We start from the raw sequence: 26,585 nt of genomic DNA, 5'->3' as shown, positions 1-26,585 counted from the left end.
GCTGGGAGCGATACTCAGCGTTGCATATTCGGATCGCTGCGGGTACCGGGACTGATTGGCACCGCCATCGGTGCCGACTGATCGCGCGGATAGCCATTCTGGATAGCGCCGTTTTCAATGGTCGCAGGCCGTGGCGTCGGCAACGTACTCGGACCGCGCAAGGGCGGTACGCTGGACACCGAACCCTGGCGACTGTTTGGATTGGCGCGGCGAATCGGGCTGTTGTAGGGGTTGTCGCTGTTGGGCAGGTTTTGCGCCAGCAACCGCGGCGCGCCCTGGGGAGTACCTTCGGCAGGAAGGGCAACGACCAGAAGCCCGACGACCAGCAAGGCTATCGGAGCGAAGACCAGTCTGTTCATGACGCCTCTCTTCAAGGGTGCGTTCGTTATGGGGGTTGGACAACGCCTCGCCCCATAATATACCCGCAACCGCCTCGAATTCAGTGCCGCCGTGGCACAGCCGGCCGCCTTACTGCCGGCCCAGCCCCGCCAGCAGGCCACTCAGCGCCTGGGGCGCCAGTTGCAATTTGGTCCCGCGTTGCGCCGCCTGCTCGATATCCGGGATCAGCAGGCTGGTATGGACGTCACTGTCATAGAGCATCAGATCCTCGCCGTTGCGTTGCAACACCAGCCGTTCGGAATCGGCACTGATGAGCGCATCACGGCTCTGTTCGTCAATGACAATCTGTCGATAATGGCTAAGCAGCCCACGACCCAGTGGGTAGTGATGCACGCCATGGCTGTGGCCGGAAACCATCAGGCACTCGGCCTCCTCCAGGACCGGCAACGGCTCGCCGTACGCCGGACTGCCGTGATCGAGCTGCAGGATCAGGTTGCCTTTGGACAAATGGACAAAACTGTAGCGCCCTGCCGGCGTCGCCTGCAGATTGTCCAGGCACCACAATTGCCCACTGTCTTCATCATGGATATAACCGCCCGCCTGGCCTGCGGCCTTGCCCAGGTAAGTCAACTGATGGTCTGCCTGCGGACCTTGGGCACAGAGCAACTCCGCGCTGTCCGGCAGATACCAGCCCGGGGCCTGGCCCGGCTCGGTCAGCAGTCGCACGGCCGGCGGCAGATCGTAATGCTGGCGCAACACCGCGATCCGCTCGCCGACCTGTGCCCTCTCTTGCGGCGTATTGATCCTTAGCGCAATCAGCGTCGCCCGCTCCGTCAGTGTGGCGGCCACCGGCAGCAGGACCATGACCCCGTCGCTGCTTTCCAGGTGCAACCGGGTCCCTTGCCGCTGCCCCCTGATCCACCGCTGCGGCGCCTGCCAAGCCATCGCATCGGGGGCCACTGGTGACGGGAGCAACTGCTCGTCGAATGCCAACTCGGTCTTGGCCGGGAGCAGGGCCTGGCGATAGAGCTGTTGGCTCTCGCCATCCAGAATCCAGGCATGGCGGTCATCGGCGGTCAGTCCCAGATAGGTCAGGGCCTGCCGTCCATCAAGATTGCCGCCGCCCTGCACCAGCCGTTGCGCGGCACAGTCATACCAGGCGCCGGTGGTTTTTCCCGCGAGCCCTCCCAGCCCCCATAACGCCAGGTTGTCGAGTCGTGCTGGCGCCGTACTGGCCAGCCGTCCGAGCGCCGTCGCCAGATCTTCCCGGTGGCCGACGAGCCAACTGGCAACTACGCCCGCCAGCCGCGCAGCGCCACGGTCCAACAGCCATAGGCATCCCTCCGTCGTCAGGGCCAGCCACGGTGACTGATCGCCGCCCCGGACAGCACTGACCTCGCTGAGGTCCACCGCCGTAGCCAGCGTCCCGCTCATGCCTTCATCGGCCTGGAAGTAAGCCCGCCGCGCATGTGGGTCGTAGAAGTAGAAACCCGGCTTGTCACCCCCCGTCGACCCCACCAGCGAAAGGTCCCGCGGCAGGACAGCGCCCAGATTTGCCCGCACCACACGCGGCGGCTGGTACTCGCTGTTGAAAACCAGCCACTCGCGCTCTGTCGTCTGCCCCAGGCTGGCGGCGCAGGTCACTACTGGCGCGCAGATGGCGCTGACTTGCCGCTCGGTCATCCGTTTTAGCGGATCACGCCAGTGTGCAGCGGCGGATAGCAGGGCCAGACTGTTTTCGCCGGGGTTGAACAGTTGCCCGACCCGATGGATCGCCAGCAGTTTCAGCGAGGCCTCTTCGACCTGGTAAATGTGCTCGACGGAGCAGTCCGGCAACAGCTCTTCAATCGCCAGCAGGAGTTGACCATCGCGCTGCACCAGGCTGCTGTGGGTGATGGTTCCGGCAAAGGTCCGCGGCCGGTACTGGACCAGTACCTGTCCCGTGGCGATTGCCACCTGCCAGACATCCGCGTCCCGGTAGAACCAGGCCTTGTCTTCGACGATACCGCCCAACTGCGCCTGGCCGAGAAACTCGCTGGCCTGCGGATAATCGGTGTAGATAAAACGGTCCTGGCTCACCTGATAGAACGCCCTGCCGGTGTCCTGCCCGGCCGGGCGATAATGATCAACCGTCACGAAGGGTTGGCTGTGGGGTGAATGGCTGGTCAACTGCTTGAGATGCGCATGCAGGGCCTGCCAATCCGCGAATACACTGCCATCGGCCTCCAACAGGCTCAGTTTCTGGTTCTCCCGGTCGACGGTAAACAGCTCGCCACTGGCGTCGATCAACGAAATCTCGCCACAGTTCTCCGCCAGGGTTATCGCCAGGCTCCCCACCTGCAACTGATTGCCGTCGAGGCGCATCGTGGCCTCCTTCAGTTGCCGGGCATCCAGTGTCCAACGGCTGTTCGCCGTGCCCCCCAGGGAAATCGACACGCCCTCCAGCAGGCCGAGACGGTAATGGCCGCCCTCGCCCTCCAATTGATAGGAAAGCTTGCCCTGCAGGATATCCGGCAGCGCGGGCACCAGGATGTCACGGTCCTGGGCGTCCAATAACACCCTGACCGGCGTCGCCACGTACTCCGGTATAATCCGCCGGACAATCCGCTCGCCGGGGAAGGCGTAGAAGTCAAAGTCGAAGCGATAGTCTTCCTCGAGCCTGCGCAAAACATCAAAACCGTAGTCGTGCCGAGTGGTGGCAAACGGCAGGATCATGTATTCGTAATTGAGGTACGACTTCGGGGTCATGGGTAGCACCAGGATCGCATCGCCGGGGGCGAAGCTGACCTCGGCCTGGCGATAACCGATACCTTCGCGAATATTGATCGCCTGGCTCTTGTCCAGGTTCGCTCCGCGGCCTGGCCACCAGAGGAAGTAGTTGCTCCTGCCGGAGCCGGTCGAGCCCCTGGGGTCGTTGCGGTAAAGGTATTGGCTGCCCAGGGTCAGTTGCTGGCGACACAGATCCAGTGCGCTGATCACCGCGCCCGGAATGGACTCCATCAGGAGATGCCCGGGGGCCTGGACATCCGCCCCATGATCGGTGCTGTTTTTGCGCTCCACGCGCCGATAGCCGCCCTGGCGATAGGCGCTATCGAGACCGGCAAAATAGCTACCCACCTGGGCGGCCTCCTCGGCCACGGCACTGAAGGCCTGGGCCAGGGCGGTGAAGCCGATACCCAGGCCAGCCACGGGTGCCGCCAGCGCGCCGGCAAAACCCGAAGCGGAGGCGGCACCGACGATACCGGCATTCGCCGCCATCGAAGCGCCAAGACTGAACACGCCGAGGGCCAGTCCGGCGCTATCAAAGGCCAGTTGGGTGGCGAAGACCGCACGCTGGGCTTCATTCTGCGCCTGGGACAACTCGATGACGTCCAGTACCACGCTGCCCAGATTCAAGAACAGGCCAACGCCGGCATTGAGCCTGGAGAGCGACGACATCACATTGAGGGACTGCGCCTCACTGAAAAACGCCTTGCCCTTGCTGATCGCCAGTGCCGAACGAAACAGGTGCACGACTTTCGCCACATCCATGACCGTGCCATGGACGATCTGCGCCGTATTGAGCCAAGCGTGCACTTGCAGCGAGCAGCCCAATACCCCCGTCAACTGGCCGCCGGCCGCCTCGGTGCGACTCTTGTGGCCAAACCAGGCGAACAGGGTCTGGACCATAAACAGGGCATTGAGCCCATCGGCGGCCTCCCCTTCGGTCGCGTCGACCTGGCCCGTCAAGGGCTCGCCCGTCCCCTCTTGAGCCTGCGCGACCCGGGTCAGTTGCCGATTGTAGTCCTGCATGAATTCAACCACGCGGCGGTCCGTCAAACGCAGTACCCGCGTCGGTTCCTCGGGATGTGCAACCTGCGCGAACGCCAATCGGTACTCGCCGCCCTTGGCAGCTTCCTCCGGCTTCAGGCTGTGCCAGAGCGGCAGCCATTCGCCCGCGGACAGATTATTGTCACGGTACAATTGCTCCATGCCTTGCTGAAACCCTTGTGCCCGCGTCACCACGCCGAGCCGCTGTTTCTTCAGTTCCAGCTGAGCCAGTTTTTCAGCCAGCGTCTCCGTCAGCAGCAGGCTCTCGTCGTATCCGGTTTTTCCTGGCGCGACCAGCGCCATCCAGGCATCGCCGTTGCGGCGCAGAACCAGCTTGGTGTCCGTGAGGGTGATGCCCCGTTTTCCGCCCTGCGGGTTGACGATAATCTTCGCCGAATGGGCCGCGACAGAACGTACGGAGAGCTTTTCCCGATCCAGGGCGTGTACGAACGCCTGTATATAGCTGCTGGTTTGTGTCGGCTCGTTATCCACCAGCGCACATCCCACCAGGCTGATATGTTCCGGCGCGACAGCTCGCCCCCGCACCTGCCCGGACAGCAAAGGATGGTCCAGTAACTGCCTGAGGCCTTGCGCCAGTTCGGACGGCAGGTAACCCGCCAGGGTCCGCTGCCCCGCAGCATCGTCACGACCATGACCCACCGCCTGCAAACGCCAGTGGTTTTTTCCCTGCCGGTTCAACTGGCCGATACGCGCCAGCACCGCGTCCTGGCCTGCGGCAAAGCGCAACTGGCCCGCGACGTCGAGCTGAAGCAGCAATGAATCCGAAGCATGTTTACCGGCCAGATCAATCGCCGCCTGCCTGACCGTCCGATTATCTTCAAGTTGGATAATCAGTTGATAGTCAAACCGGCTGGTGCTCTCGCCCTCATTGGACGCGGACAGCGCCGGTCGGTCCCACTCGCCGACTTCGTCCCGGTTCAGCACGCTGTCATCTTGCGAAAGAGGCTCTCTATCCTCGTTGCTAGACGACACCGCCCACTGCTCGACATTCGCCCTCTGGACCGCCTCGGGGTCGTAATAATCCGCGTCATTCCAAACGACCGATACTTTGCCGGGAATAAAACCGACCCGCTTCTCGATATCATGCATCGCGGCCACGAAATCGCGAAGACTGTTGTTTAATGCCTCGGGTGTAGCGGAACCCGCGACAACATTACGCAACGCCAACAGATAGGATCCTTTATTACCATTCAATCGCGCATGCCGGGAAACCTGGTAACCACGCTGTTTGAATCCCTGCTCCTTGGCTTCACTGAAGTCATTGATAATCAGGACCTGCGCGCCCTTTTCAACCGCTCGCGCCACATAAAGATCGACTTTCTCATAAAACCCTTCGACGCTCAGGTAGCTGTCACTGAAATGCCCGCTGAGCAGGATCAAATCGCCTGGCCCCAGATCGGCGCGCGCAAACAACTCCCAACCATCACCGTTCAGGAACTCGGTGCTGTCGAGATTCCCGCCGTGGAGCCGACTGATAAAAAACAACTTTCTTTCATTGGTGACAAAAGGAAGAAGATTGACCCTGTAATGATCCACCGCCATAAACAAAGCCAGAGGCAAGCGCAATCTGTACCCTACCGAGGGGACCAGGTTGATGCTGACCGTATCACTATAATTGGCCGCATTCTGCATCACATAAAACAACGCGGCGACACGTGTCCTGGAGGTTAAATGGCCACGTTTCGCCACTGTCGCTTCATCAAAAATTATCTTGCCATCTTTCAGGGAGATCAATTCAGCCAGACTGTCTTCAAAATAATCCTTTACCGCCTGACGAAGATTATCCACCCGATCTTGCCTGACAAACTCCCTGAGCTTTTCTCGCTTTCTTATTCTTTCCTCCTTTTTGCTGGATAAAGGGATGTTATCCGGAAAAACCTGCTCAAAGCTCATTGACAAGTTGTCGTCGAAATCAAAGCCATGCTGACGGCTGATCGCCAGAAGGTCGGACTTGATCTCCTGGACACCCCTGACGACGCCCTGCGGATGGCTGACCACCTCGCTCTGGGTCACCACGATCAAGGGATTGATATCGTTGACGATGATTTTGCCCTTGAACCCCAGCGCCCTGGCCCAGTTCGAATAAACCCCCGAGCCGGCCATGGGCTCTATCACGCGGGTAACCACAGGTGCAGGGGTACCCTCTGACTGGCGATGAAGGATATCGGCAATCAACGCGCCATCCGCCAGCTCCAGTTCGGTCGCCACACTGCCCGGCATACGAAAAAAAGTCAGGCCATGCAGATCAATCCTGAGGTCAATCTGACTGAGGGCCCGGACCTTTTCTGCCCGTGAGCCATGGTTATCGCGCAAGACTTCTTTCACCTGGCGCCAGAAATAGGGATCATCTTGACCGCTGCCCCCCGTGCCACTCACCGGATACGCGGAATGCCTTGAATTCCACCTCGAGTTGGTCGTCAGGTACTCCTCGTAAATAGAACCTTTCAAACCATAACTACCGTAGTGGTAGCGATCACGCAGCCAGCCACGGAACTCGCTGATCCGGCTTTCCACCTGGGCCGGCGTATAGCCGCTCAAGACCCCTTCCGCACCCGCCACGCCGAGGACCAGGATACGGGCATGGCCATTCATGAATGCCGGATCACCAAGCTTCAGTGCAAAGCCGTGCTCGCTCGAGCGAAACCACACACTGGGCTTGTCGGGGTGCTGCAGTACGAGCGAGCGTATGGCGTCGGCAGTTCCCGGGACCTCGCCAAGCTCCAGGATGACCTGGCTGTCAAAGGTTTCACTGGCCTCGTTGTAGCGCTTGGATTGCCCCCAAAGGGCGAGGTTGGCCCCGAATGGGCCCGGTTCATTACTGTGTGTCGAGGTGCCGGCTTCATTCCCCTGGATCCGAGGTCGTCCGCCCTCGTTCCCGACGGCCGAACCGGGTCTTTTCCTTGAACCGCTGCTCCCGTTCCCATCAATACCGTCCCTGGTTGTAGCCGCTCCAACACCCATGTACCGCCTCCAGAATCATGATTTCAATCAGGGGGACGTATTGTGCTGAGAAGCGTTATGTCTCAAGTCATACATATGTATGGCACGGCTCTGCGTCGGGCTGTCGCAGACAGACACCCGCCGACAGCCATGTAACTGTCGTCATCCGTATGCGACAATAGGCCCAATGTCTGGAATGAATCCCGCCTTTAATTGCACAGCAGCTCGGACGAAACCGTCGGATGCTGCTCTTTACGTACGCGCGCTGGCTGAACTCCAGCGGTGACCGGAGCGAGATAGAAGAGCTCCTAGATGCCCAGGGAATGGCCCAAGCACCCCATCAACAGCGCGTAACCCCTTGATAGGTAAAGTAATTGATCTCCACCGCAAATATCACCATGCAGTTCGGCGCCAAGCCGCTCTTCGAGAACGTCTCGGTCAAATTCGGCGCCGGTAACCGTTACGGCCTGATCGGCGCCAACGGCTGCGGCAAATCGACCTTCATGAAAATCCTCGGCGGCGACCTCGACCCGTCCGGCGGCCAGGTCATGCTGGAACCGAACGTACGCCTGGGTAAACTGCGCCAGGACCAGTTCGCCTACGAAGAATTCACTGTACTCGACACCGTGATCATGGGTCACGAAGAGCTGTGGAAGGTCAAGGCCGAGCGCGACCGCATCTACTCGCTGCCGGAAATGACCGAAGAAGACGGCATGGCCGTGGCCGAGCTGGAAACCGATTTCGCCGAGATGGACGGCTACACCGCCGAATCCCGCGCCGGTGAATTGCTGCTGGGCCTGGGTATCGGCATCGAGCAGCACAACGGCCCGATGAGCGAAGTCTCCCCGGGCTGGAAACTGCGGGTGTTGCTGGCCCAGGCGTTGTTCTCCGATCCGGAAGTGTTGCTGCTCGACGAGCCGACCAACCACCTGGACATCAACACCATCCGCTGGCTGGAAAACATCCTGACCCAGCGCTCCAGCCTGATGATCATCATCTCCCACGACCGTCACTTCCTGAACAGCGTCTGCACCCATATGGCCGACCTGGACTACGGCGAGCTGCGCCTGTTCCCGGGCAACTACGACGAATACATGACCGTGGCGACCCAGTCCCGCGAGCAATTGCTGTCGGACAACGCCAAGAAGAAAGCACAGATCTCCGAGCTGCAATCCTTCGTCAGCCGCTTCTCGGCCAACGCCTCGAAAGCCAAGCAGGCCACTTCCCGCGCCAAGGCGATCGACAAGATCCAACTGGCCGAAGTCAAGCCGTCGAGCCGCGTCAGCCCGTTCATTCGCTTTGAACAGACCAAGAAGCTGCACCGCCAGGCGGTCATCGTCGAGCGCATGGCCAAAGGTTTTGATGGCAAGACCCTGTTCAAGGACTTCAGCTTCCAGGTTGAAGCCGGCGAGCGCGTGGCGATCATCGGTCCGAACGGGATCGGCAAGACCACCCTGCTGCGCACCCTGGTCAACGAACTGACCCCGGACGCCGGTACCGTCAAGTGGACCGAAGCGGCCGAGCTGGGCTACTACGCCCAGGACCACGCCTCGGACTTCGAAGACGAATCCAATCTGTTCGACTGGATGGGCCGCTGGACCAAGGAAGGCGAACAAGTGGTTCGCGGTACCCTGGGCCGCATGCTGTTCTCCAACGACGAGATCCTCAAGTCGGTCAAGGTCATCTCCGGTGGTGAGCAAGGCCGCATGTTGTTCGGCAAGCTGATCCTGCAAAAGCCGAACGTGCTGATCATGGACGAACCGACCAACCACCTGGACATGGAATCCATCGAGTCCCTCAACCTGGCGCTGGAGAACTACCCGGGCACGCTGATCTTCGTCAGCCACGACCGTGAGTTCGTTTCGTCCCTGGCCACCCGCATCATCGAGCTGAGCCCAAGCGGCGTGATCGACTTCAGCGGCACCTATGACGACTACCTGCGCAGCCAGGGCGTGGTGTTCTAAAAAACTATGGGAGCCGGCACGCCGGCTCCCATAGAGCACACAAGAAATTAGTTAGCCTGCTTTCTTTTATCCTCCCATCCCGCCATCATGTTCGCCTCTAACCGCCCGCCCGCGAACGAGCCTTCATGTCCGCCCAGCAACCTCCCAGACCGACCAGCAACCTGACGATCACCCTGCAGATCGTTTCCATCGTCTTCTACACTTTCATCGCCTTCCTCTGCATCGGCCTGCCGATTGCGGTGTTGCCCGGTTATGTACACGGACAACTGGGGTTCAGCGCGGTGATCGCTGGCCTGACCATCGGTTCGCAATACCTGGCGACCCTGCTCAGCCGCCCCATGGCCGGGCGCATGGCCGACGGTATCGGCACCAAACGTTCGATCATCCATGGCCTATCGGGTATTGTGCTCAGCGGCGCGCTGACGTGGGTCTCGACACAAGTGCAGCACCTGCCACTGCTGAGCCTGGGGATTCTGATCGGCGCGCGCCTGCTGCTGGGGATCGCCCAGGGCCTGATCGGCGTCGGCACCATCAGTTGGGGCATTGGCCAGGTCGGCGCGGATCAGACCGCTCGGGTCATCTCCTGGAACGGCATCGCCTCCTACGGCGCCATCGCCATTGGCGCGCCATTGGGGGTGCTGATGGTCGAGGATTACGGCTTCGCCAGCCTCGGCATCGCCTTGTCGACCCTGGCCCTCGGAGCGCTGCTGCTGATTCGCAACAAACCTTCGGTGCCGGTGATTCGCGGTGAGCGCCTGCCGTTCTGGGCGGTGTTCGGGCGTATCGCGCCCTATGGCGCCAGCCTGACCCTGGCCTCGATCGGCTATGGCACCCTGACTACCTTTGTCACCCTCTTCTATCTCAGTCGCGGCTGGACCGGCGCCGCCTATTGCCTGACGGTGTTCGGCACCTGCTTCATCCTCGCCCGGCTGTTCTTTATCGGCTGCATCAACCGCTTCGGCGGTTTCAAGGCGGCCATCGCCTGCATGAGTATCGAGACCCTGGGCCTGGTGCTGCTCTGGCTGGCGCCTTCCACCGGCGTCGCTCTGGCCGGCGCGGGCCTGGCGGGGTTTGGCCTGTCGCTGGTGTATCCGGCGCTGGGTGTGGAGGCGATCAAACAGGTGCCGAGCAGCAGTCGCGGCGCAGGCCTGAGCGCCTATGCGGTGTTTTTCGACCTGGCACTGGCCATCGCCGGTCCGGTAATGGGGGCGGTGGCCTCGAACCTGGGCTATTCGTGGATTTTCTTCTCGGCCGCACTACTTTCGGTCAGTGGCCTGTCGGTCACAGTGCTGCTGGCACGTCGCGCGGCCGCCCACTGACTCACTGATCGGCGGTCTGCATCCCGCCATGGCTCGGCGTACTGAGGGTCTTGCTGAAGAAGCGCCCGGCTTCGTGGATCAGGTCGCGATGAATATCCTCGCGGTTGACCCCTTCGGCATCGGTACAGAGTCCCGGCGTGGCCTGCAGTTGCTCGGGGCCGCACGGCGCCATGAAGACGAAATGCCCGGCTCCGGCGATCAGCTTGAACTGCGGCGCCACCGGCAGCTTGCGCGCCAGGGCGGCGGCATTCTTGTCCGGAAACACCAGCTTGTCGTCACCGCCGCTGTACATCAGTACCGGCACATGGACACCAGCCAGGGTATGGCGGCCGAACATCAGGCTCAGCGGCGCCATCAGCAACAGCGCATGCACCCGTGGATCGGCCACCGGCTGCAGGTCATCGCGGTCGACAATCAATTCGCCCTTGGTGTTGCAGGCATCCTTGTCATCCGGACGCTGCTGGCAATAACGACGCAGACGCTCCAGGTTCGGCTGGGCGCCGGCCAGGATCAGCGCGGTTTCGCCACCCGCCGAATAACCGATCACGCCGACATTCTCGGCTTCGATAAACGGTGACAGGGTCGAGTCGCCGAGGGCGGCGGTGATGGCTTCGGAAATCTGCATGGGCCGGCCATAGAGGTTGCTCAGCGTCCCCAGGCGGCTTTGATCCTTGTAGTTGTCGCCCGGGTGCAACACCGCGACCACGATAAAGCCCTTGCGCGCCAGGGAAGTGGCCAGGTCGTGCAGGGCCAGGGGCGTGCCGGTGTTGCCATGGGACAACATCAGCAGTGGATAGCGACCAATGGCAACCTTGACGTCTTCGCCGGCCTGGATCGTGTAGTTGCCGATCCGGCTCGTGTGCTCACGATCACTGGAAGGATAGAAGGCAATCGCCGACATCGGCTTGAGATCCAGCGGATCGAGGAATATCAGACGATGATAACCGACGCTCCAATGAGCGGGCGGCGCGGCCTGCACCGTCAGGAGGCTGCTGGACAAGCAGATCAGTAACACTGCACAAAGACGCATCATGGGGATGCCCACCTTTGCTGCGTAATTAGCACACCAATTCTCTTCAATTCCCTGAAGCTAAAGCTCTGGAGAGGGCTTTGACTGATTTTCGAGGTTTTTCAGAGCACCTATGGTTGATCGATGATGCATAACCCGAGCCAAACCCAAACAGCCAGACGCAAAAAACTCCGTACGCTGACCATTCATAATGATCAGAGCACAGAGTTTAATGGGTGTTCCCGAAAGAAGCTCGCGTGTTTACTAAAGCTTTACGCGGTGGCGAACAGCTCTTCGCTGATCCGCGCCTGCGCGGTGCTGATGGCCTTGGCGCGAACTTCTTCGCCGTAGCCCAGGCCATGGGCGCGGACGAATTCGATATCGGTGATGCCGAGGAAACCGAACAGCACGTTCAGGTAGTCTTCATGGGCTACGCCAGTCGGCATGCCGACATGCAGGCCGCCGGAAGTGGAGACGATCACCAGTTTCTTGCCACCCGCCAGGCCTTCAGGACCGGCTTCGGTGTAACGGAAGGTCTTGCCGGCGACGGTGATGCGGTCGATCCAGGCCTTGAGCTGGGTCGGGATGCTGAAATTGTACATCGGTGCCGCGATGACGATGGCATCGGCGGCGAGGAACTCTTCGATGGTCGAAGCACTGAGTTCGGCTTCGTGACGCTGGGCGGCGTCACGCAGTTCGGCAGCGGTACCGCCGGCGACCAGGGTCAGGCTGGAGAAGTGGCTGATGGCGTCGCTGGCCAGGTCGCGGTAGGTCACCACGGCAGAAGGCTCGGCGAGTTTCCAGGCGTCGACCACCTGACGGCTCAACTGACGGGAGGCGGAGTTGTCGCCCAGGATGCTGGAATCAATGTGCAAGAGTTTCATGCGGGATCTCCAAGTGAGGATCGCCACTGGGCGATCAAGTTGAGATAATCCTACAGGCGAAACCAATAGCCGATTAGACAGCTTGAATGTGATAGTTTGTCCCAACCATAGAACAATCGAGTCACCCCCATGCAGGACCTCAACGATCTCTACTATTTCGCCAAGGTGGTCGAAGCCGGCGGCTTCGCGGCGGCCGGGCGTCTGCTGGGCATTCCCAAGTCGCGCCTGTCGCGACGCATCGCCGAACTGGAAGAGCGCCTCGGCGCGCGCTTGCTGCAACGCACCACCCGCCAGTTGAAACTCACGGCGGTCGGCGAGCGCTACCTGCGTCATTGCCAGGCGATGCTGCTGGAGGCCGAGATGGCCGACGAGGCAGTGGCCAGCATGTCCAGCGAACCCCGTGGACGCTTGCGCGTCTCCTCTCCGGTGGGCCTGGCCCAAGAGTTCATGCCCTGGGTGATCTCCAGCTTCCTGACCGCGCACCCGCTGGTTCAGCTGGAAGTGCTGATGGTCAATCGGCGGGTCGACCTGGTGACCGAGGGCGTCGATGTCGCCCTGCGGGTCCGCGAACAAGGCGACGAAGACCCGTTGCTGGTGACCCGCCGCCTGCGTCAGGCGCAAACCTTTATCCTGGCGACACCGGCCTTTCTCGAGCAACACCCCATCAACCAGTTGGACGATCTCAGGAATGCACCCGTATTGGGCGCCCTGGAGGCCGACCGGCTGGTGCACCTGAGCCTGATCAACGCCGAGGGCGAAAAACGCGAACTGACCCTCGAGGCCCGACTCGGAGTCGACGACTTTGTCGTGCGCAAGGCCTGTGCCCTCGCCGGCCTGGGCTTTACCGTCCTGCCGATGCTGTATTGTGAGCAGGAGCTGGCCAACGGCACTTTCGTGCAGATACTCCCGGAATGGTCCTTGCCCGGCGGCTGGTTGCAGGCCGTCTACCCCCATCGGCGCGGCGTACTACCGGCGGTGCGGGCCTGGATCGATCATCTGGCCGAAGTTTTCAAAGGTTGTGGAGATAGAACACTGTGAAAGGATCAAACTTGAGCCGGGAAGACGTCGCGCAGTTCTGCCTGACGCTGCCCGGGGCGCGGGAAGACTACAAATGGGGCGGCGTGCGGGTATTTTCCATTGCCGGCAACAAGATGTTCGCCGTGCAAGGGCTGCGCGGCGACTCCCTGGCCTTCAAGGTCGACAAGGAGCTGTTCCTCGGGCATGTCGACCGCCCGGGAATCGGGCCCGCGCCGTATCTGGCCAGGGCCCACTGGATCATCATGGACGCGCCCTACCCGCTGGGCCGTGACGAACTGCAAGGGTTGATCCAGCGTTCCCATCAACTGGTGGTGGCAAAACTGCCCAAGCGCGTCCAGGTCGGCCTGCTGTTATAGATACGACAGGTGCACCAGGCTGGCGCTGAGGAACAGGTAGTCGATCCAGAACACCTGGTGCAATAGCACGATCAACCAGAACACCAGCTGAAACGAGACTTTGCGGGTCTTGTGCCGAAACACCTGCTGGGCGATCAGCGCCCCCGGCCAGCCGCCCAGCAGCTCGATGGCGTGGAGGACCTTCTCCGGTGTACGCCAGGTTTCGTCACGGGCCTTGCGCTTGTCGCTCCAGTAGAGAAAAAACGCCAGCAGGCTGACCAGTCCGTAAGCCCACAGCGGCGCCGGGGAGCCATCACCGAGCCACATCTTCAGCGCGCCAAATCCAGGCAATACGCAGAGCACCAGCAGCACCGCCAGCTTGAGCTTGAGATGCCGGACCCGGCCGCTGGCCTGGTGGCCAAGTTCCTGGCTACGTGGCGCCCTCACCCGTGGCTCGACCAGTCGACCCAGCCGAACTGCCAGGTGGCCAGGATCACCAGGCCGAAGACAATCCGGTACCAGGCGAACGCCACGTAGGTATGGCTGGCGATGAACTTCAGCAAGCCGCGCACGGCGATCATTGCGAAGATAAAGGAAGTCACGAAACCCAGGGCAATCACCGGCAAGTCCGCCATCTGGAACTGATGGCGGAAACCGTAGCCGGAATACACCGCGGCGGCGACCATGGTCGGCATCGCCAGGAAGAACGAAAACTCGGTGGCGGTCTTGCGCGACAGCCCGAACAGCAAGCCGCCGATAATGGTCGCACCGGAACGCGAGGTGCCGGGGATCATCGCCAGGCATTGGGCGAAGCCGACCTTCAGGGCATCTTTCCAGGTGATCTCATCCACCGTCTCGGCATGCACCACGTGCTGGCGGCGCTCGGCCCAGAGGATGATCAAGCCGCCCACCACCAGCGCGGCGGCGACGGTGATCGGGTTGAACAGATAGGTGGCGATAACCTCCTTGAACAACACCCCCAGCACCACCGCCGGCAGGAACGCCACCAGCAGGTTGAGGGTAAAGCGCTGGGCATTGCGCTGCGTCGGCAGGTCCCGGACCACCGAGAACACCTTGTGACGAAACTCCCAGACAACCGCCAGGATCGCCCCGAGCTGGATGATGATATTGAAGGCAATCGCCCGTTCCCCACCGAAATTCAGCAGGTCCGCGACGATAATCTGGTGCCCGGTGCTGGAGATCGGCAAGAACTCCGTCAAACCCTCGACAATACCCAGAATCACTGCCTGTACGGCGGTCCACAGATCCATTATTCCCCCATGCTGCCGCACACCCCGCGCGGCACTTGAAAAATTCGACGTTCGATCATCTGCCCATGACAACAGGTACACAGCGTGCCGCACCGCTTGTCGTCAAAGCGTAAAAAATGCCTGAAAAATCAAACATCAACTCAGGTTTGTCAGTTTCGGGCCGAGATCCTATCAGACACGTCTGTTTGTGGCTGCCAGGAAAGTAGCCAAAAGCCTGCTGGGCAGGAGCGATAAAACCTGTTTGGATGCAGATTGGCGATGATCACAACAAGAAGAAACAAGGAGCGGTGTCCTCATGAATAGTTTGCGAAATGTGTCGATCAGTCGGCGGTTGTGGCTCATCCTCATCGTCGCCATGGCGATGCTGCTGACCCTGGGCCTGTTGATGCTCCAGCAGATCCATGACGACCTGTACCAGGGCAAGGCGCAGAAGACTCAGCATGTGGTCCAGGTCGCCGGAGGCATCCTCAACTACTACCATGACCTGGAAACCGCCGGCACCCTCAGCCGCGAAGCAGCGCAGAAGCAGGCCATGAACGTGATCCGCGGCCTGCGCTACAACCAGACCGACTATTTCTGGATCAACGACCAGCGCCCGGTGATGATCATGCACCCGGCCAACCCCAAGCTTGAAGGCCAGGACCTGTCGGGGGTCAAGGACCCGGACGGCTACGCCCTGTTCAACGAGATGGTCACCCTGACCAAAGCCAAGGGCGCAGGGATGATCAACTATCGCTGGCCGAAACCGGGCGCCAGCGCCCCGGTACAGAAAACCTCCTATGTCCAGCTCTTCGAACCCTGGGGCTGGATCCTCGGCTCGGGCGTGTACGTCGACGACCTGCAGGACGAGTTCTACGGCCAGGTCTGGCGAGCGTCGCTGATCGGCCTGGGGATTGCGCTGATCATGGCGTTGCTGGTGACGATGATTGCCCGCAGCATCGTGCGCCCCCTGCAGGAAACCGTGAATGCCATGGCCAATATCGCCAGCGGTGAAAGCGACCTGACCCACAGCCTCGATACCCACGGGCAGGATGAAGTGACGCAACTGGCCCGCCATTTCAACGGGTTTACCAGCAAGCTGCGCAGCGTGGTCGGCCAGCTCCAGGACTCGGCGACGGCACTCGGCCAGTCCTCCAGCGACCTGGGCAGCAACGCCACCCAGGCCCAGGCCCGCAGCCAGCAGCAATCGCAACAGATGGAAATGGTGGCGACGGCGATCAACGAAGTCACCTATGGCGTGCAGGACGTGGCCAAGAATGCCGAGCAGGCCGCCAGCGAGATGCGTGATGCCGAAGCCCAGGCGCGCCAGGGCCAACTGAATATCGACAACAGCCTGCAACAGATCGATTCGCTCTCCGCCACCATCAACCAGGCGGTGGAGGTGATCCGCACCCTGGCGGCCGAAAGCACGCAGATCGGCAGCGTCCTGGAAGTGATTCGCTCGATTGCCGAACAGACCAATCTGCTGGCCCTGAACGCCGCCATCGAAGCCGCCCGGGCCGGTGAACAGGGTCGCGGCTTTGCCGTGGTCGCCGATGAGGTGCGCCTGCTGGCCCAGCGCACCCAGAAGTCCACGGCGGAGATCCAGTCGATGATCGAACGCCTGCAAGGTCATTCCGAAGCCGCGGTGAAAGTCATCGGCGACAGCAGCCGTGCCTCGCAACTGACCATCGAGCAGGCCGGCCTGGCCGGTGAGAGCCTGAACGCCATCGGCCAGGCCCTGCGTAACCTCAATGGGCTCAATGCCTCGATTGCCAGCGCCACCCTCGAGCAGTCCCATGTGGTGGAGGAGATCAACCAGAACGTCACCGACGCGGCGGGCCTGTCCCACAGCACGGCCCTGGCGGCCGAGCAATCGAGTGTCGACAGTGAAAAGCTCAAGAACCTGAGCCAGCAACTCAATACCTTGCTCAAGCAGTTCAAGGTCTGAGGGCGGGAGGGTACAATCGCCCTCCTTTTTTCGAGCCCAAGGAATTCCCATGCCCGCGCCCATGAAGGTCATTGTCCTGGCGGGGCCTGAATCCAGTGGTAAAAGCTGGCTGTCCGCCGAACTGCAAGCCCATTTCGGTGGCCTGGTGGTGGGCGAATACGTGCGTTATTTCATCGAGTGCAACCTGCGTGATACTTGCCTGGAGGATATCCCGGCCATCGCCCACGGGCAGCTTGATTGGGAGGATGCGGCTCGCGCGCAGGCCCCCAAGCTGCTGATTCTCGACACCCACTTGTTGAGCAATCTGCTCTGGAGCCGGACCCTGTTCGGCGAATGCCCGGCGTGGGTCGAACAGGCCCTGCAGGCGCGCCACTATGACCTGCACCTGTTACTGCGTCCCGAAGGCGTGGGCTGGACCGACGATGGCCAGCGCTGCCAACCGGAGCTGGGTGAACGCCAGACCTTTTTCGCCGCCAGCCTGGATTGGCTGACGCGGCATGGACAAACAGTCACAGTGATTGATGGCGATTGGCAGGCACGTCGCGAGCAGGCCTTCGCGGCCGTCGCCCGGCTGCTTGAAAGTGCCTGAAAACGCCGAAAACCCCAGGAAAATCGGGATCAGTGTCCATTTCTGAAACACCCGGTACACAGACGAAGCCTCAAAATCAACGGTTCAGGCACGGCAATGCCCCAAGTGTTAAGCCCCTGATACACCTCCCCTGAAAGGCCCGTATTACCGCGTTGCGCCGAAATCTCCCCGTCTGCCCCCCTCGATACTGTCTCATCTGTGAAACAGCTTTCACGCGATTCATTTGCCTTCCAAAACAACCTATTGTTTTAAAAGGAAAAACAAAAAGCGGCACAGCTTCTGCTCTTTCCCTCTCAAACGCCAGGCTAGGGCCAGCGTACTGAAGAAGGAATGCCGTCATGGGGACTTTCACTACCGGCTTTACCCGCACCGTGCTGATCAGTTGCGCGATCAGTTCGATGCTCTGCCTCACGGCCCAGGCCGGGGGCAACGGAGTGATTGTCCTTGATCGTACCGTGCAACCACAGAGTTATGGCCGCCCGGCCCTACAACCTGATCCCAACCCCACCACGGTCAACGCCAACCCTTCCGCCGTGATCACCTCGGCCACCGGCAAGGAACTGAGCGATGGCGATATCGCCGGCATCAGCACCGGCGGCTCCATCAGCCAACTGATCGACAACCATACCGCCAGCATGCCGGGCCTGAACAACCCCAATGGCTTGCCAGGGATGACCGCCGGACACGGCGGCGGCAATGGCGCCAGCATCGCCAACACGATCAACCATGGGCTGTCGGCGGGTATGAACGCCCTCGGCGCCATCGGCAAGGGGCAATGACATGCGCCATTCACTGTTTCTTCTCGCCCTGTTCAGTAGCGCCGGCGTACTGGCCGACTCCGGTAGCCCGGTTATCGACAGCGCCACGATCAACAACAGTAGCCAGCAATACAACGGCAACGTGATGGTCAACCAGGCCGCCGGCGACCAGCAGCAACAGCTCAACAGCCGCGCCATCGCGGTCGGCACCAACGCCAGTGCCACGACCTCGCTGAACCAGAAAATCACCAGCGGGGCCAGTACGGCAATCGACGCCAAGGCGACCATCCAGGGCAACTCTTTCAGTAACGGCAACGGCATGGTTGGGGTCAACCAATCCGCCGGTGCCAACAACCAGATGATCAATGCCGTGCGGATCAGCATCAGTGCCGCGCCGCAAAGCATCGACGACAGCGTCCTGTCCCAACAGAACGTGGCGCTGTCACCGAACTCGGACTCATCCACACCCTCCGGCAGTCGCCAGGTCGTTACCAGCGACCAGGCCTTCACCGGCAGCCGGGGCGTGATTCAGGTGAGCCAGAGCGCGGGGGTGGGCAACCGTATGGCCAACACCCTCAGTATCCGGGTCGCTGATTGACCCGTGCAGTGCCCATTAGAAAGTACCAACACTTAACTCAACTAATAAGCACGGAGATACACACCATGAAACCTACAATGGCTCTCAAACCACTGGTCTTCGCTCTGGCCGCCATCATGGCAATGGCCGCTCAGGCAGGCGGTGATGAAGGACACGGTCGTCGTCATCATGACCATGACAAAGGCCCGGACCTGGCAACCCTGCTGCAAATCACCGCAGGCGCCACCGCCTCGGTGAATGACACCCAGGACAGCCACGGCAACTCCGTCGTCAACCAAGGCACCCAGAACAACGGCAGCATCAACGGCTCGTTGAACAGTGCCAGCGGCAACATGGGCGCCAACGCCGCGGCCGGCGATGGCAACCAGCAGCTCAACGAAGCCGCGCTGGCCACCGCCGACGAAAGCTTCATCTTCGGCAGCGCCGTTTCCAGCACTACTTTGACCCAAACCAACCACAACAACACGGTCCTGAACCAATCCACCCAGAACAATGGGTCATTGAACAACTCTGGTAACAACGGCTCCGGCAACATGGGTGTCAACGTTGCTGCCGGCAACTTCAACCAACAGAAAAACGACCTGGCCATCGCCGTATCCGGCGGTCGTGTCGCGTCGGCAACCGGCGCGGCTACCCAGAACTCCAACGGCCTGCAAGTGGCCAACGCCGCGGTTCAAGCCTACAAAGTCACCACCCTCAAAGCCACTATCGATATTGATGGCAGCTACAAAGGGACCTTCTCAGGCACCGAAAGCAGCGGCAAAGGCGGTTATGGCAATGACGGCTGGGGTGGCGGTGACAACGGCAAAGGGAAAGAAACCATCAAAGGTACCGAGATGGGGACTATCGACCTGAACGGTGTCGCTACCTATCAAGTGATGACACCTAACGGCTGGACCATGCCAGTGGTCAACAACGCCAGCATCAACAACTCGCTCAACAATGCCTCGGGCAATGTGGGTGCCAACGTGGCGGCCGGTGTCGGCAACCAACAAGGCAACACCCTGTCCATCGCAGCAGGCTGCCGCGCCTGCATGTAGTGGCAACAGTACTGAGAGCCCCGGAAACGGGGCTCTTTTTTCAGCTCTGAGAGGCGTATGACCATGCGTACTATCGCCCTTGCCCTCGCGCTTTTTCTCTCCATCCCTATTCAGGCCGCGACCATGGCCGTGCCCGGCCTGCCGGGTGCAGTGGTTTTCTACAAGCACGTACAAAGTATTCGCGAACGGCGTTTTTCCGACCTGGTCGAGCAGAAGACCGACTTCAGTTGTGGTGCCGCCGCACTCGCCACCTTGTTGCGCCAGGCTTACTGGCTGGACGTCAACGAAGAACAGATCATCAAAGGCATGCTGACCACCTCCGACCAGGAGCTGGTCAAGAAGCAAGGCTTCTCCATGCTGGACATGAAGCGCTACATCGAAAGCATCGGCATGCGCGCCCGGGGCTACAAGATTCCCGCCGACAGCCTGCCCAGCGTGACCATTCCGGTCGTGGTGATGATGGAGATCCGCGGCTACAAGCATTTCGTGGTGATGCAGCGCGCCGACAAGGACTGGGTCTATATCGGCGACCCGGTACTGGGCCACAAGCGCTACAGCAAGGCCGACTTCCAGAAAGGCTGGAACGGCATCATCTTCGCCATCATCGGTCCCGGCTACGACAAGAGCAACGCCTTGCTCGACCCACCGGCCCCGCTGACGGCCAAGAACAAGCTGGACACCTTCCACCCGGTCCAAGACGCGGAACTGATGGATTTCGGCTTTATCCAGAGCGACTTCTTCTAAGGTGAACTAAAAATAAAGGGGCAGGATGCTCCGGGAGCAGCACATGAAAAACTCACACTGGTTGATGGTCAGTTGCCTGGCACTCACCTGCCTGCCGGCACACGCAACCCTGCCCTTCAAGCCTATCGAACTGAAAGATTCAGAGATGTCCGAACTGCGTGGTCGCTACGTCATGCCAGGACGCATCATCAGCTTCGGGATCGTTATGCAAAGCAGTTGGACCAACGCCCAGGGCGACACCATCGGCGCGGCCACTTCCCTGCAGATCCAGCAATCGACTGTCAAGCCGCAGTTCTACGTCACCACCTTCAGCACCCAGGGCAACGGGTCGGCCCCCACCCAGGGCACCGGCACGGTGATCGGCGGTGCCGGCCTGAACGCCTCGGCGGGAGTGACCCAGGTGGTGCGTGCCGCCGGTGACGGCAACGGCGCCAGCAACAACGTGGCGATCAATGTCAGCGAAGCCAACCAGGTCCCGAGCAGTCCTCAGCAAATGGGCCAGGTGCTCACCAGTGGTGGCAGCATCACCGGTCTCGGCGCCGCCGGCAGCGTCACCGTCTCTGCCGCGGCCAGCGGCGTGAAAATGCAGATACTGGCCAACAACAATCAGGGCAACGCGCTGCAACAGATCGCCCAGGGCGGTGTGCTGCAGTCCACTACCCTGCTGGGTGGCAACAACCTGGTCAACAGCATGACCCAACTCAATGTGGTGTTGCAGAACAACATGCCTACCGTGGGAGCACTGGATTGCAGCCTGACTCAACTCAAGGGACTACGCAGTATGGGATTCTGAACTACGCTCATTTTCGACCATTGGATGTCAGAAAAGGACGACTTATCTCATGTCTCTATCGCTCTCGCTACGCATGGCGGTATGTGTGGGTGCGCTCTTCCCGGCGACGATGCTGCAAGCAGCAACTGACCCCGAGGTAGAGGCCCTGAAACAGGAACTCCAGGAGCTGAAACAACGCTACGTACAACAGCAGCAAGCGTTGTCGGTACTGGAACAACGGGTTCGTCAGGTCGAAGATCAGCCGGCACCGCCACCGCCCAAACGCCTGGTCAAATCCCCGGCGGACCTGAAAAAGGGGCAAACGGTGGCGGCGGCCGGCGCCAACGCTCCAGGCTCAGCGGCCAGCACGTCTGGCGCCTCTTATGGCCAGTCCCTCAAGGATGATTCGGCGCCGGCCCAGAGTGTGTCCGACCTGTACAACGAGGCCAGCGGCTTCTTTGGCAATGGCAAGTTCAGTGTCGAGACCGGGATTACCTATTCACACTACGATACCCGACAGCTGTTTCTCAATGGCTTTCTGGCCCTGGACTCGATCTTCCTCGGCAATATCAACCTGGATCGGATCAAGTCCGATACCTGGACGCTCGACCTGACCGGCCGTTATAACCTCGACAACCGTTGGCAGTTCGACATAAACGCCCCGATTGTCTACCGGGACTCGGTCTATCAAGCCGGGGGCGGCAACGGTGGCGCAGCCGGCACCACCGTCGAGCAAACGGTGAGACAGGACCCGGCCTTGGGCGACGTCAACTTCGGCGTGGCCTACAAGTTCCTCGACGAGTCGGAGAACTGGCCGGATGCCGTCTTCAGTTTCCGGATCAAGGCGCCTACCGGCAAGGATCCGTATGGCATCAAGTTCCTCACCTCGTCTCAAAGCACCAGCCTGACTTATCCGCAAAGCTTGCCGACCGGCAACGGTGTCTGGTCCGTCACACCCGGCATCTCGCTGGTCAAAACCTTTGACCCGGCCGTACTGTTCGGCACCTTGGCCTACACTCACAACTTCGAGCAATCGTTCAACGATATCAGTGCACAGCAGGGTGTGGTCGTTCCCGGCAAGGTCCAGCTCGGCGACAGCTTCCAGATCGGCGCGGGCGTGGCCTTCGCCCTGAACGAGAAGATGAGCATGTCCTTCTCGTTCTCGGACCTGGTGCAAAGCAGGAGCAAGCTCCAGCAGAGCGGTCAGAGCTGGCAGAACGTGGTCGGCAGCGATGCCAACTCGGGGTTCTTCAACATCGGCATGACCATTGCCGCTTCGCCGAACCTCACCATCGTACCCATGCTGTCCCTGGGCATGACCCCCGACGCACCGAACTTTTCGTTCAGCGTGAAATTCCCCTACTACTTCTGACGCCGCCCCATGGAAAAGGCCCGCAACGTGCAAACGCTGCGGGCCTTTTCGTTTCGCTCACCGCGCCCTAGCGGATCTGATGCTTGTGCAGCAATCGATAGAAAGTCGGACGTGACACCCCCAGCACCCGGGCGGCCACGCTCATATTGTCGCTGTGCCGGTTCAACACATCGCACAGTGCCTGGTGCTCGGCACGGTGCACATAGTCTTCGAGGGTGCCCATGGGTGCGCTGTCGCACGGCAGGCTGTTGAGCCCCAGGTCCCGTGCCTCGATCTGCCGCCCCTCGGCCAGCACCAGCCCGCGCCTGACCCGATTGGCCAGCTCGCGGACATTGCCCGGCCAGGCATGATTGCCCAGGGCGACCAAGGCCTCTTCACTGAAACTACGCGGCCGGCGCCCGGTTTCCTGGCTGTAGAAATGGGAAAAATGGTTGGCCAGCATCGCCACATCACCATGCCGTTCGCGCAGTGGCGCCGTCATCACTTGCAAGACGTTGAGCCGATAATAGAGATCCTCGCGGAAACGCCCGGTGCCGATGGCGGCTTCCAGATCGACATGGGTCGCCGCCAGCACCCGTACATCCACCGCGATGGGCTGGCTGCCGCCGACTCGCTCGATGTGCTTTTCCTGGAGGAAACGCAACAGATTGGCCTGCAACTCCAGGGGCAAGTCGCCGATTTCATCGAGAAACAAGGTGCCGCCGTTGGCCGCTTCGATGCGCCCGACCTTGCGCTGGTGCGCCCCGGTAAAGGCGCCTTTCTCATGGCCGAACAGCTCGGACTGGATCAGGTGCTCCGGAATCGCCCCGCAATTGATCGCCACGAACGGCTTGGCATGCCGCTGGGACTGCCGGTGCAGGGTGCGCGCCACCAGCTCCTTGCCGGTCCCGCTTTCCCCACGGATCAACACCGGCGACTCGGTGGGCGCCAGCTTGCCCAGCAGCTTGCGCAGCTCGCGGATCGGCCGGCTGTCGCCGAGCAACTCGTGCTCCGGCTGGTCGACATGGATCGAACCCTGGCCGCGCAGGCGCGCCATGCCGAAGGCGCGACCTAATGTCACCTGTACGCGGGAAACATCGAAGGGCAAAGTATGAAAATCGAAGAACCACTCGCACACGAAGTCACCGACGTTCTGCAAACGCAGCACTTCCTGGCTGAGAACCGCGATCCACTCGGTGCCACTGCGGCTGATCAGGTCCTTGACCGCTTCAGGGCGTTCGAGATGAAACGGTTGCAGGCGCAACAGGCCGACATCGCAGGAACGGTCGACAGCAGCGTCCAGATTGCAACTGTCGACATCCCAACCAACGGTGCGCAAGCCGGGTAACAAGCGATGACAGTCATCGCAAGGATCAACCACCAGCAGGCGTCTGAGCGGAACCGCTTCTTGCATGACTGATCCTTGGCGCCAGAGTTTTAAATATTTATTAGAAACAAGCAGTTGGCAAACCTGCCTGTAACACTAGCAAGAACTTGACGCAGACTTGTACCGTTTGGTTATAACTTTGCCGATGCATAAGCCATAAATCCGGAAAGCTGCAAGCCAGAGCCTTCGGGCCGCTGCTACTGGTTTGGCGGAGCGGACGCGGCCATACCGGGGCTTGAACTGAGTATATGAAAGAAAGTGAAAAAAACTTTATGACTTGTGTGACCTGATGCCCGCGATCGGACATCAGTACAAGTAACCGACCGAAACGGTGAGCCCAAACCGACGGTCCAGCGAAATTGTTTGGGCATACTTGAGAGAAAACCCATGAACGCCCCGCTCCGTATGAACGAAGCACTTCTGATGGCCGGCCAGGCCCTCAAGCCATTCCAATGTGTTGCCTGGGTGGCACAAGACAAAGGCGAACTGAGCCTGACCGTGATCGACCGGACCAACAACAGCATCGGTCGCCAGCAGATTCCTTGCAGCGCCTACTCCGACTCCGAGCAGTTGGTCAGCCTGCTGCAACAGGCCCGTGCGGAGTTGAGCCAGAAAGGCTACGACCTGCAGCCGTGGACATTGTCGGCCTGATAGCGCTCCAGAGAACACGCAAAACCTTGTAGGAGCAGAGCTTGCTCGCGAAGGCGGATTCATAGGCACCGTAGCTCCAAGGTGTATGGCCGCTTGCAGCGGTTCGCGAGCAAGCTCTGCTCCTACAGTTGACCGCGTTCTCCCGCACGATCGCAGTGTCTTTCAGGGTGTCGAAAGCTCGTCGATATGCCGATACTGCGCGCCCAGTTCCGCCGCCAACCGCACGGCACGTCCCAGGCGGATCGGACCTTTTTCCAGATCCACCAGCAACGCCTGGCAGTTAAAGACCGGCAAGCCCGACCAGGCTTTTAAACGCCCATCCGTCAGCAACAGCACCCGCTGCTGTTCAGCCGCAAAACGTTTCTGCCGCTTGGCCAACCAATCCGCCGCTTGCGCCAGCGCCGCCTGCAAAGGCGTTCCGCCCCCTGCTCCCAAGTCCTCCAGCCAACCGCGTAAATCACTCGAAGCTTTCAAACCCTGAAGCTGCCACTTGGGCCGATCACCGCTGGCAGTCATCAACGCCAGGCGCGCCCGCTGCCGATAAGCATCGTCAAACACCTGCGCCAGCAAGCCCTTGGCCTCACTCAACGCATGGTGCCGGCGGGTCGACGCCGAAGCATCGACAATCACCAGCCACAGTTCATGGGGCGAGCGGCTGCGCGGACGAAAGCGCAGGTCCTTGCGCAGACGCGGGCGCCCGGCCAGCAAGGTTTCCACCCAACTGATCGCACCGCTATCACCAGCCCTGCTGACGCCTTGACGCCCAGCGGACAAACGACCTGACCGAGGCCTGGCATCCGCCCCCGGTTTCAGTCGAGGGCGGATGCCTGGGGCTTTTTTGGCCAGCTCGGAATTTCCCGGCGCGCGCCCACCGGCAAGGCCTGGGCCGGCAGCTCACCCCATTGCCCCTGGCCCTCGCCGGGCTCGCTTGCCGACTGGGGCGCCGCCCCCGGATTCGAGGCCGGTGCCGAGGTTGGCGGCACACCTTCGCGACGACGATGGCGCAAGGTAAACTCGGCCACCGCCTCGATATCCTCCGGGGAGATCTGCCCGGCACCGCGCCAGGCCGCATGAGCCCGGGCGGCACGCAACCACACCAGGTCGGCGCGCATGCCGTCGACACCCGCCGCAAAGCAGCGTTCGGTAATCGCCTCCAGGGCCCGGTCATCCAGGGCGATCTCCGGCAGGCGTGCCCGGGCCTGGCGGCAGCGCTCGCGCAAGGCCTCCTGCGCCGGCGCCCACTGCTCGCAGAAACCTTGCGGGTCGCTATCAAAGTCCAGGCGTCGACGGATGATCTGCCCCCGTTCGCTCGGCTGCGGCTGGCCGCTGAGAGCCACGTTGAGGCCGAAACGGTCCAGCAGTTGCGGACGCAACTCGCCCTCCTCCGGGTTCATGGTGCCGATCAATACGAACCGCGCCGAGTGCCGATGGGAAATACCATCACGCTCCACCCGATTGACGCCACTGGCGGCGACGTCCAGCAACAGGTCCACCAGATGATCGGGCAGCAGATTGACCTCATCGACATAGAGCACCCCGCCGTCGGCCTTCGCCAGCACGCCGGGGGAAAACTGCGCCCGGCCTTCGCCCAGGGCCGCGTCCAGATCAAGGGTGCCCACCAGCCGCTCTTCCGTCGCCCCCAGGGGCAAGGTGACGAACAGCCCGCTGGCCAACAGATCCGCCAGCCCACGGGCCAGGGTCGACTTGGCCATACCCCGTGGGCCCTCGATCAGCACGCCGCCGATCTTCGGGTCAATCGCCGTCAGGCACAGCGCCAGTTTCAGGTCGTCGGCGCCGACCACGGCCGACAGCGGGAAATGCGGGGTATCGCTCAT

Annotated in this window: 22 protein-coding genes and 1 pseudogene; 14 read left to right on the top strand and 9 right to left on the bottom strand. The window is 61.1% G+C overall.

The window, feature by feature from the left end; genetic code table 11:
* Nucleotides 1-14: 14 nt before the first annotated feature.
* The gene (locus tag M5B42_RS11610; protein ID WP_248745903.1) at nt 15-359 is read right to left on the bottom strand and encodes a hypothetical protein; all 345 of its coding nucleotides are present in this window, start codon (nt 357-359) and stop codon (nt 15-17) included.
* Nucleotides 360-468: 109 nt separating this feature from the next.
* Nucleotides 469-6,762, bottom strand: coding sequence for a TcdA/TcdB pore-forming domain-containing protein (locus M5B42_RS11605; RefSeq protein ID WP_248745902.1), 6,294 nt, complete (start codon nt 6,760-6,762; stop codon nt 469-471).
* Between the two features lie 487 nt (nt 6,763-7,249).
* Between M5B42_RS11605 and M5B42_RS11600 the strand changes: the two are divergent.
* From M5B42_RS11600 to M5B42_RS11590, 3 genes and pseudogenes are all read left to right on the top strand, one after another.
* Nucleotides 7,250-7,472: pseudogene (locus tag M5B42_RS11600) on the top strand (site-specific integrase); the annotation flags it as partial.
* Nucleotides 7,473-7,484: 12 nt separating this feature from the next.
* Nucleotides 7,485-9,074, top strand: a complete 1,590-nt coding sequence (locus M5B42_RS11595) for an ABC-F family ATPase (protein ID WP_248745901.1) — start codon at nt 7,485-7,487, stop codon at nt 9,072-9,074.
* A gap of 125 nt (nt 9,075-9,199) precedes the next feature.
* Nucleotides 9,200-10,393 carry an MFS transporter gene (locus M5B42_RS11590; protein ID WP_248745900.1) on the top strand — a complete coding sequence of 398 codons (1,194 nt, stop codon included), beginning with the start codon at nt 9,200-9,202 and terminating at the stop codon, nt 10,391-10,393.
* A 1-nt stretch (nt 10,394) separates the two neighbouring features.
* On the opposite strand, the gene M5B42_RS11585 is transcribed toward M5B42_RS11590, so the two are convergent.
* Both M5B42_RS11585 and M5B42_RS11580 read right to left on the bottom strand, forming a co-directional pair.
* Entirely contained in the window at nt 10,395-11,426 is a 1,032-nt protein-coding gene (locus M5B42_RS11585) for a dienelactone hydrolase (protein ID WP_103494244.1), read from the bottom strand.
* A gap of 248 nt (nt 11,427-11,674) precedes the next feature.
* On the bottom strand, nt 11,675-12,286 hold the full coding sequence (locus M5B42_RS11580; RefSeq protein WP_103494243.1) for an FMN-dependent NADH-azoreductase: 612 nt from the start codon (nt 12,284-12,286) through the stop codon (nt 11,675-11,677).
* 129 nt (nt 12,287-12,415) lie between these two features.
* Between M5B42_RS11580 and M5B42_RS11575 the strand changes: the two genes are divergently transcribed.
* Both M5B42_RS11575 and M5B42_RS11570 read left to right on the top strand, forming a co-directional pair.
* Entirely contained in the window at nt 12,416-13,324 is a 909-nt protein-coding gene (locus M5B42_RS11575) for a LysR substrate-binding domain-containing protein (protein WP_103494242.1), read from the top strand.
* Nucleotides 13,325-13,335: 11 nt separating this feature from the next.
* The gene (locus tag M5B42_RS11570; protein WP_248745899.1) at nt 13,336-13,680 is read left to right on the top strand and encodes an MmcQ/YjbR family DNA-binding protein; all 345 of its coding nucleotides are present in this window, start codon (nt 13,336-13,338) and stop codon (nt 13,678-13,680) included.
* Here the strand turns inward: M5B42_RS11570 and M5B42_RS11565 are convergent.
* Together M5B42_RS11565 and M5B42_RS11560 are read right to left on the bottom strand one after the other, a co-directional pair.
* On the bottom strand, nt 13,675-14,106 hold the full coding sequence (locus M5B42_RS11565; RefSeq protein WP_248745898.1) for a DUF1294 domain-containing protein: 432 nt from the start codon (nt 14,104-14,106) through the stop codon (nt 13,675-13,677). The genes M5B42_RS11570 and M5B42_RS11565 overlap by 6 nt on opposite strands.
* Entirely contained in the window at nt 14,103-14,930 is an 828-nt protein-coding gene (locus tag M5B42_RS11560; RefSeq protein ID WP_248745897.1) for an undecaprenyl-diphosphate phosphatase, read from the bottom strand. Before M5B42_RS11560 ends, M5B42_RS11565 begins: the two co-directional genes overlap by 4 nt.
* Before the next feature lie 295 nt (nt 14,931-15,225).
* Here M5B42_RS11560 and M5B42_RS11555 point away from each other — a divergent pair, with 295 nt between their 5' ends.
* The 8 genes from M5B42_RS11555 to M5B42_RS11520 all read left to right on the top strand — a co-directional run bounded on the left by M5B42_RS11555 (nt 15,226) and on the right by M5B42_RS11520 (nt 22,733).
* Nucleotides 15,226-16,860, top strand: a complete 1,635-nt coding sequence (locus M5B42_RS11555; protein ID WP_248745896.1) for a methyl-accepting chemotaxis protein — start codon at nt 15,226-15,228, stop codon at nt 16,858-16,860.
* Between the two features lie 61 nt (nt 16,861-16,921).
* Nucleotides 16,922-17,449 (top strand): AAA family ATPase, encoded by a 528-nt coding sequence (locus M5B42_RS11550; protein ID WP_248746001.1) that lies wholly within the window; start codon nt 16,922-16,924, stop codon nt 17,447-17,449.
* A 338-nt stretch (nt 17,450-17,787) separates the two neighbouring features.
* Nucleotides 17,788-18,228 (top strand): hypothetical protein, encoded by a 441-nt coding sequence (locus tag M5B42_RS11545; protein ID WP_152739686.1) that lies wholly within the window; start codon nt 17,788-17,790, stop codon nt 18,226-18,228.
* A 1-nt stretch (nt 18,229) separates the two neighbouring features.
* On the top strand, nt 18,230-18,805 hold the full coding sequence (locus tag M5B42_RS11540) for an adhesin (RefSeq protein WP_248745895.1): 576 nt from the start codon (nt 18,230-18,232) through the stop codon (nt 18,803-18,805).
* A 65-nt stretch (nt 18,806-18,870) separates the two neighbouring features.
* Nucleotides 18,871-19,845 carry a heme utilization protein gene (locus tag M5B42_RS11535; RefSeq protein WP_152739684.1) on the top strand — a complete coding sequence of 325 codons (975 nt, stop codon included), beginning with the start codon at nt 18,871-18,873 and terminating at the stop codon, nt 19,843-19,845.
* Between the two features lie 63 nt (nt 19,846-19,908).
* Nucleotides 19,909-20,589, top strand: coding sequence for a C39 family peptidase (locus M5B42_RS11530; protein WP_152739683.1), 681 nt, complete (start codon nt 19,909-19,911; stop codon nt 20,587-20,589).
* Between the two features lie 43 nt (nt 20,590-20,632).
* Entirely contained in the window at nt 20,633-21,382 is a 750-nt protein-coding gene (locus M5B42_RS11525) for a hypothetical protein (protein ID WP_152739682.1), read from the top strand.
* A 49-nt stretch (nt 21,383-21,431) separates the two neighbouring features.
* Nucleotides 21,432-22,733 carry a hypothetical protein gene (locus M5B42_RS11520; protein ID WP_248745894.1) on the top strand — a complete coding sequence of 434 codons (1,302 nt, stop codon included), beginning with the start codon at nt 21,432-21,434 and terminating at the stop codon, nt 22,731-22,733.
* Nucleotides 22,734-22,800: 67 nt separating this feature from the next.
* On the opposite strand, the gene M5B42_RS11515 is transcribed toward M5B42_RS11520, so the two are convergent.
* Nucleotides 22,801-24,126: a sigma-54 dependent transcriptional regulator gene (locus M5B42_RS11515; protein ID WP_248745893.1), complete on the bottom strand. Its 1,326-nt coding sequence runs from the start codon at nt 24,124-24,126 to the stop codon at nt 22,801-22,803.
* 360 nt (nt 24,127-24,486) lie between these two features.
* Here M5B42_RS11515 and M5B42_RS11510 point away from each other — a divergent pair, with 360 nt between their 5' ends.
* On the top strand, nt 24,487-24,750 hold the full coding sequence (locus tag M5B42_RS11510) for a hypothetical protein (RefSeq protein ID WP_100943402.1): 264 nt from the start codon (nt 24,487-24,489) through the stop codon (nt 24,748-24,750).
* Nucleotides 24,751-24,912: 162 nt separating this feature from the next.
* On the opposite strand, the gene M5B42_RS11505 is transcribed toward M5B42_RS11510, so the two are convergent.
* Nucleotides 24,913-25,524, bottom strand: a complete 612-nt coding sequence (locus M5B42_RS11505; protein ID WP_349292776.1) for a VWA domain-containing protein — start codon at nt 25,522-25,524, stop codon at nt 24,913-24,915.
* Between the two features lie 35 nt (nt 25,525-25,559).
* A complete protein-coding gene (locus M5B42_RS11500; protein ID WP_248745892.1) occupies nt 25,560-26,585 on the bottom strand; it encodes an AAA family ATPase in 1,026 nt (341 codons plus the stop codon).

This window comes from Pseudomonas sp. MWU12-2037, from assembly GCF_023242345.1.
Classification (GTDB): domain Bacteria; phylum Pseudomonadota; class Gammaproteobacteria; order Pseudomonadales; family Pseudomonadaceae; genus Aquipseudomonas; species Aquipseudomonas gingeri_D.
This window is presented reverse-complemented; position numbering and strand designations above follow the sequence as displayed.

Coding starts and splice junctions, on each gene's coding strand:
- M5B42_RS11590 (WP_248745900.1), top strand. CDS start 9,200: ATGTCCGCCCAGCAACCTCCCAGACCGACCAGCAACCTGACGATCACC.
- M5B42_RS11575 (WP_103494242.1), top strand. CDS start 12,416: ATGCAGGACCTCAACGATCTCTACTATTTCGCCAAGGTGGTCGAAGCC.
- M5B42_RS11610 (WP_248745903.1), bottom strand. CDS start 359: ATGAACAGACTGGTCTTCGCTCCGATAGCCTTGCTGGTCGTCGGGCTT.
- M5B42_RS11500 (WP_248745892.1), bottom strand. CDS start 26,585: ATGAGCGATACCCCGCATTTCCCGCTGTCGGCCGTGGTCGGCGCCGAC.
- M5B42_RS11535 (WP_152739684.1), top strand. CDS start 18,871: ATGAAACCTACAATGGCTCTCAAACCACTGGTCTTCGCTCTGGCCGCC.
- M5B42_RS11515 (WP_248745893.1), bottom strand. CDS start 24,126: ATGCAAGAAGCGGTTCCGCTCAGACGCCTGCTGGTGGTTGATCCTTGC.
- M5B42_RS11550 (WP_248746001.1), top strand. CDS start 16,922: ATGAAGGTCATTGTCCTGGCGGGGCCTGAATCCAGTGGTAAAAGCTGG.
- M5B42_RS11520 (WP_248745894.1), top strand. CDS start 21,432: ATGTCTCTATCGCTCTCGCTACGCATGGCGGTATGTGTGGGTGCGCTC.
- M5B42_RS11545 (WP_152739686.1), top strand. CDS start 17,788: ATGGGGACTTTCACTACCGGCTTTACCCGCACCGTGCTGATCAGTTGC.
- M5B42_RS11510 (WP_100943402.1), top strand. CDS start 24,487: ATGAACGCCCCGCTCCGTATGAACGAAGCACTTCTGATGGCCGGCCAG.
- M5B42_RS11580 (WP_103494243.1), bottom strand. CDS start 12,286: ATGAAACTCTTGCACATTGATTCCAGCATCCTGGGCGACAACTCCGCC.
- M5B42_RS11540 (WP_248745895.1), top strand. CDS start 18,230: ATGCGCCATTCACTGTTTCTTCTCGCCCTGTTCAGTAGCGCCGGCGTA.
- M5B42_RS11560 (WP_248745897.1), bottom strand. CDS start 14,930: ATGGATCTGTGGACCGCCGTACAGGCAGTGATTCTGGGTATTGTCGAG.
- M5B42_RS11555 (WP_248745896.1), top strand. CDS start 15,226: ATGAATAGTTTGCGAAATGTGTCGATCAGTCGGCGGTTGTGGCTCATC.
- M5B42_RS11525 (WP_152739682.1), top strand. CDS start 20,633: ATGAAAAACTCACACTGGTTGATGGTCAGTTGCCTGGCACTCACCTGC.
- M5B42_RS11605 (WP_248745902.1), bottom strand. CDS start 6,762: ATGAATGGCCATGCCCGTATCCTGGTCCTCGGCGTGGCGGGTGCGGAA.
- M5B42_RS11585 (WP_103494244.1), bottom strand. CDS start 11,426: ATGATGCGTCTTTGTGCAGTGTTACTGATCTGCTTGTCCAGCAGCCTC.
- M5B42_RS11530 (WP_152739683.1), top strand. CDS start 19,909: ATGCGTACTATCGCCCTTGCCCTCGCGCTTTTTCTCTCCATCCCTATT.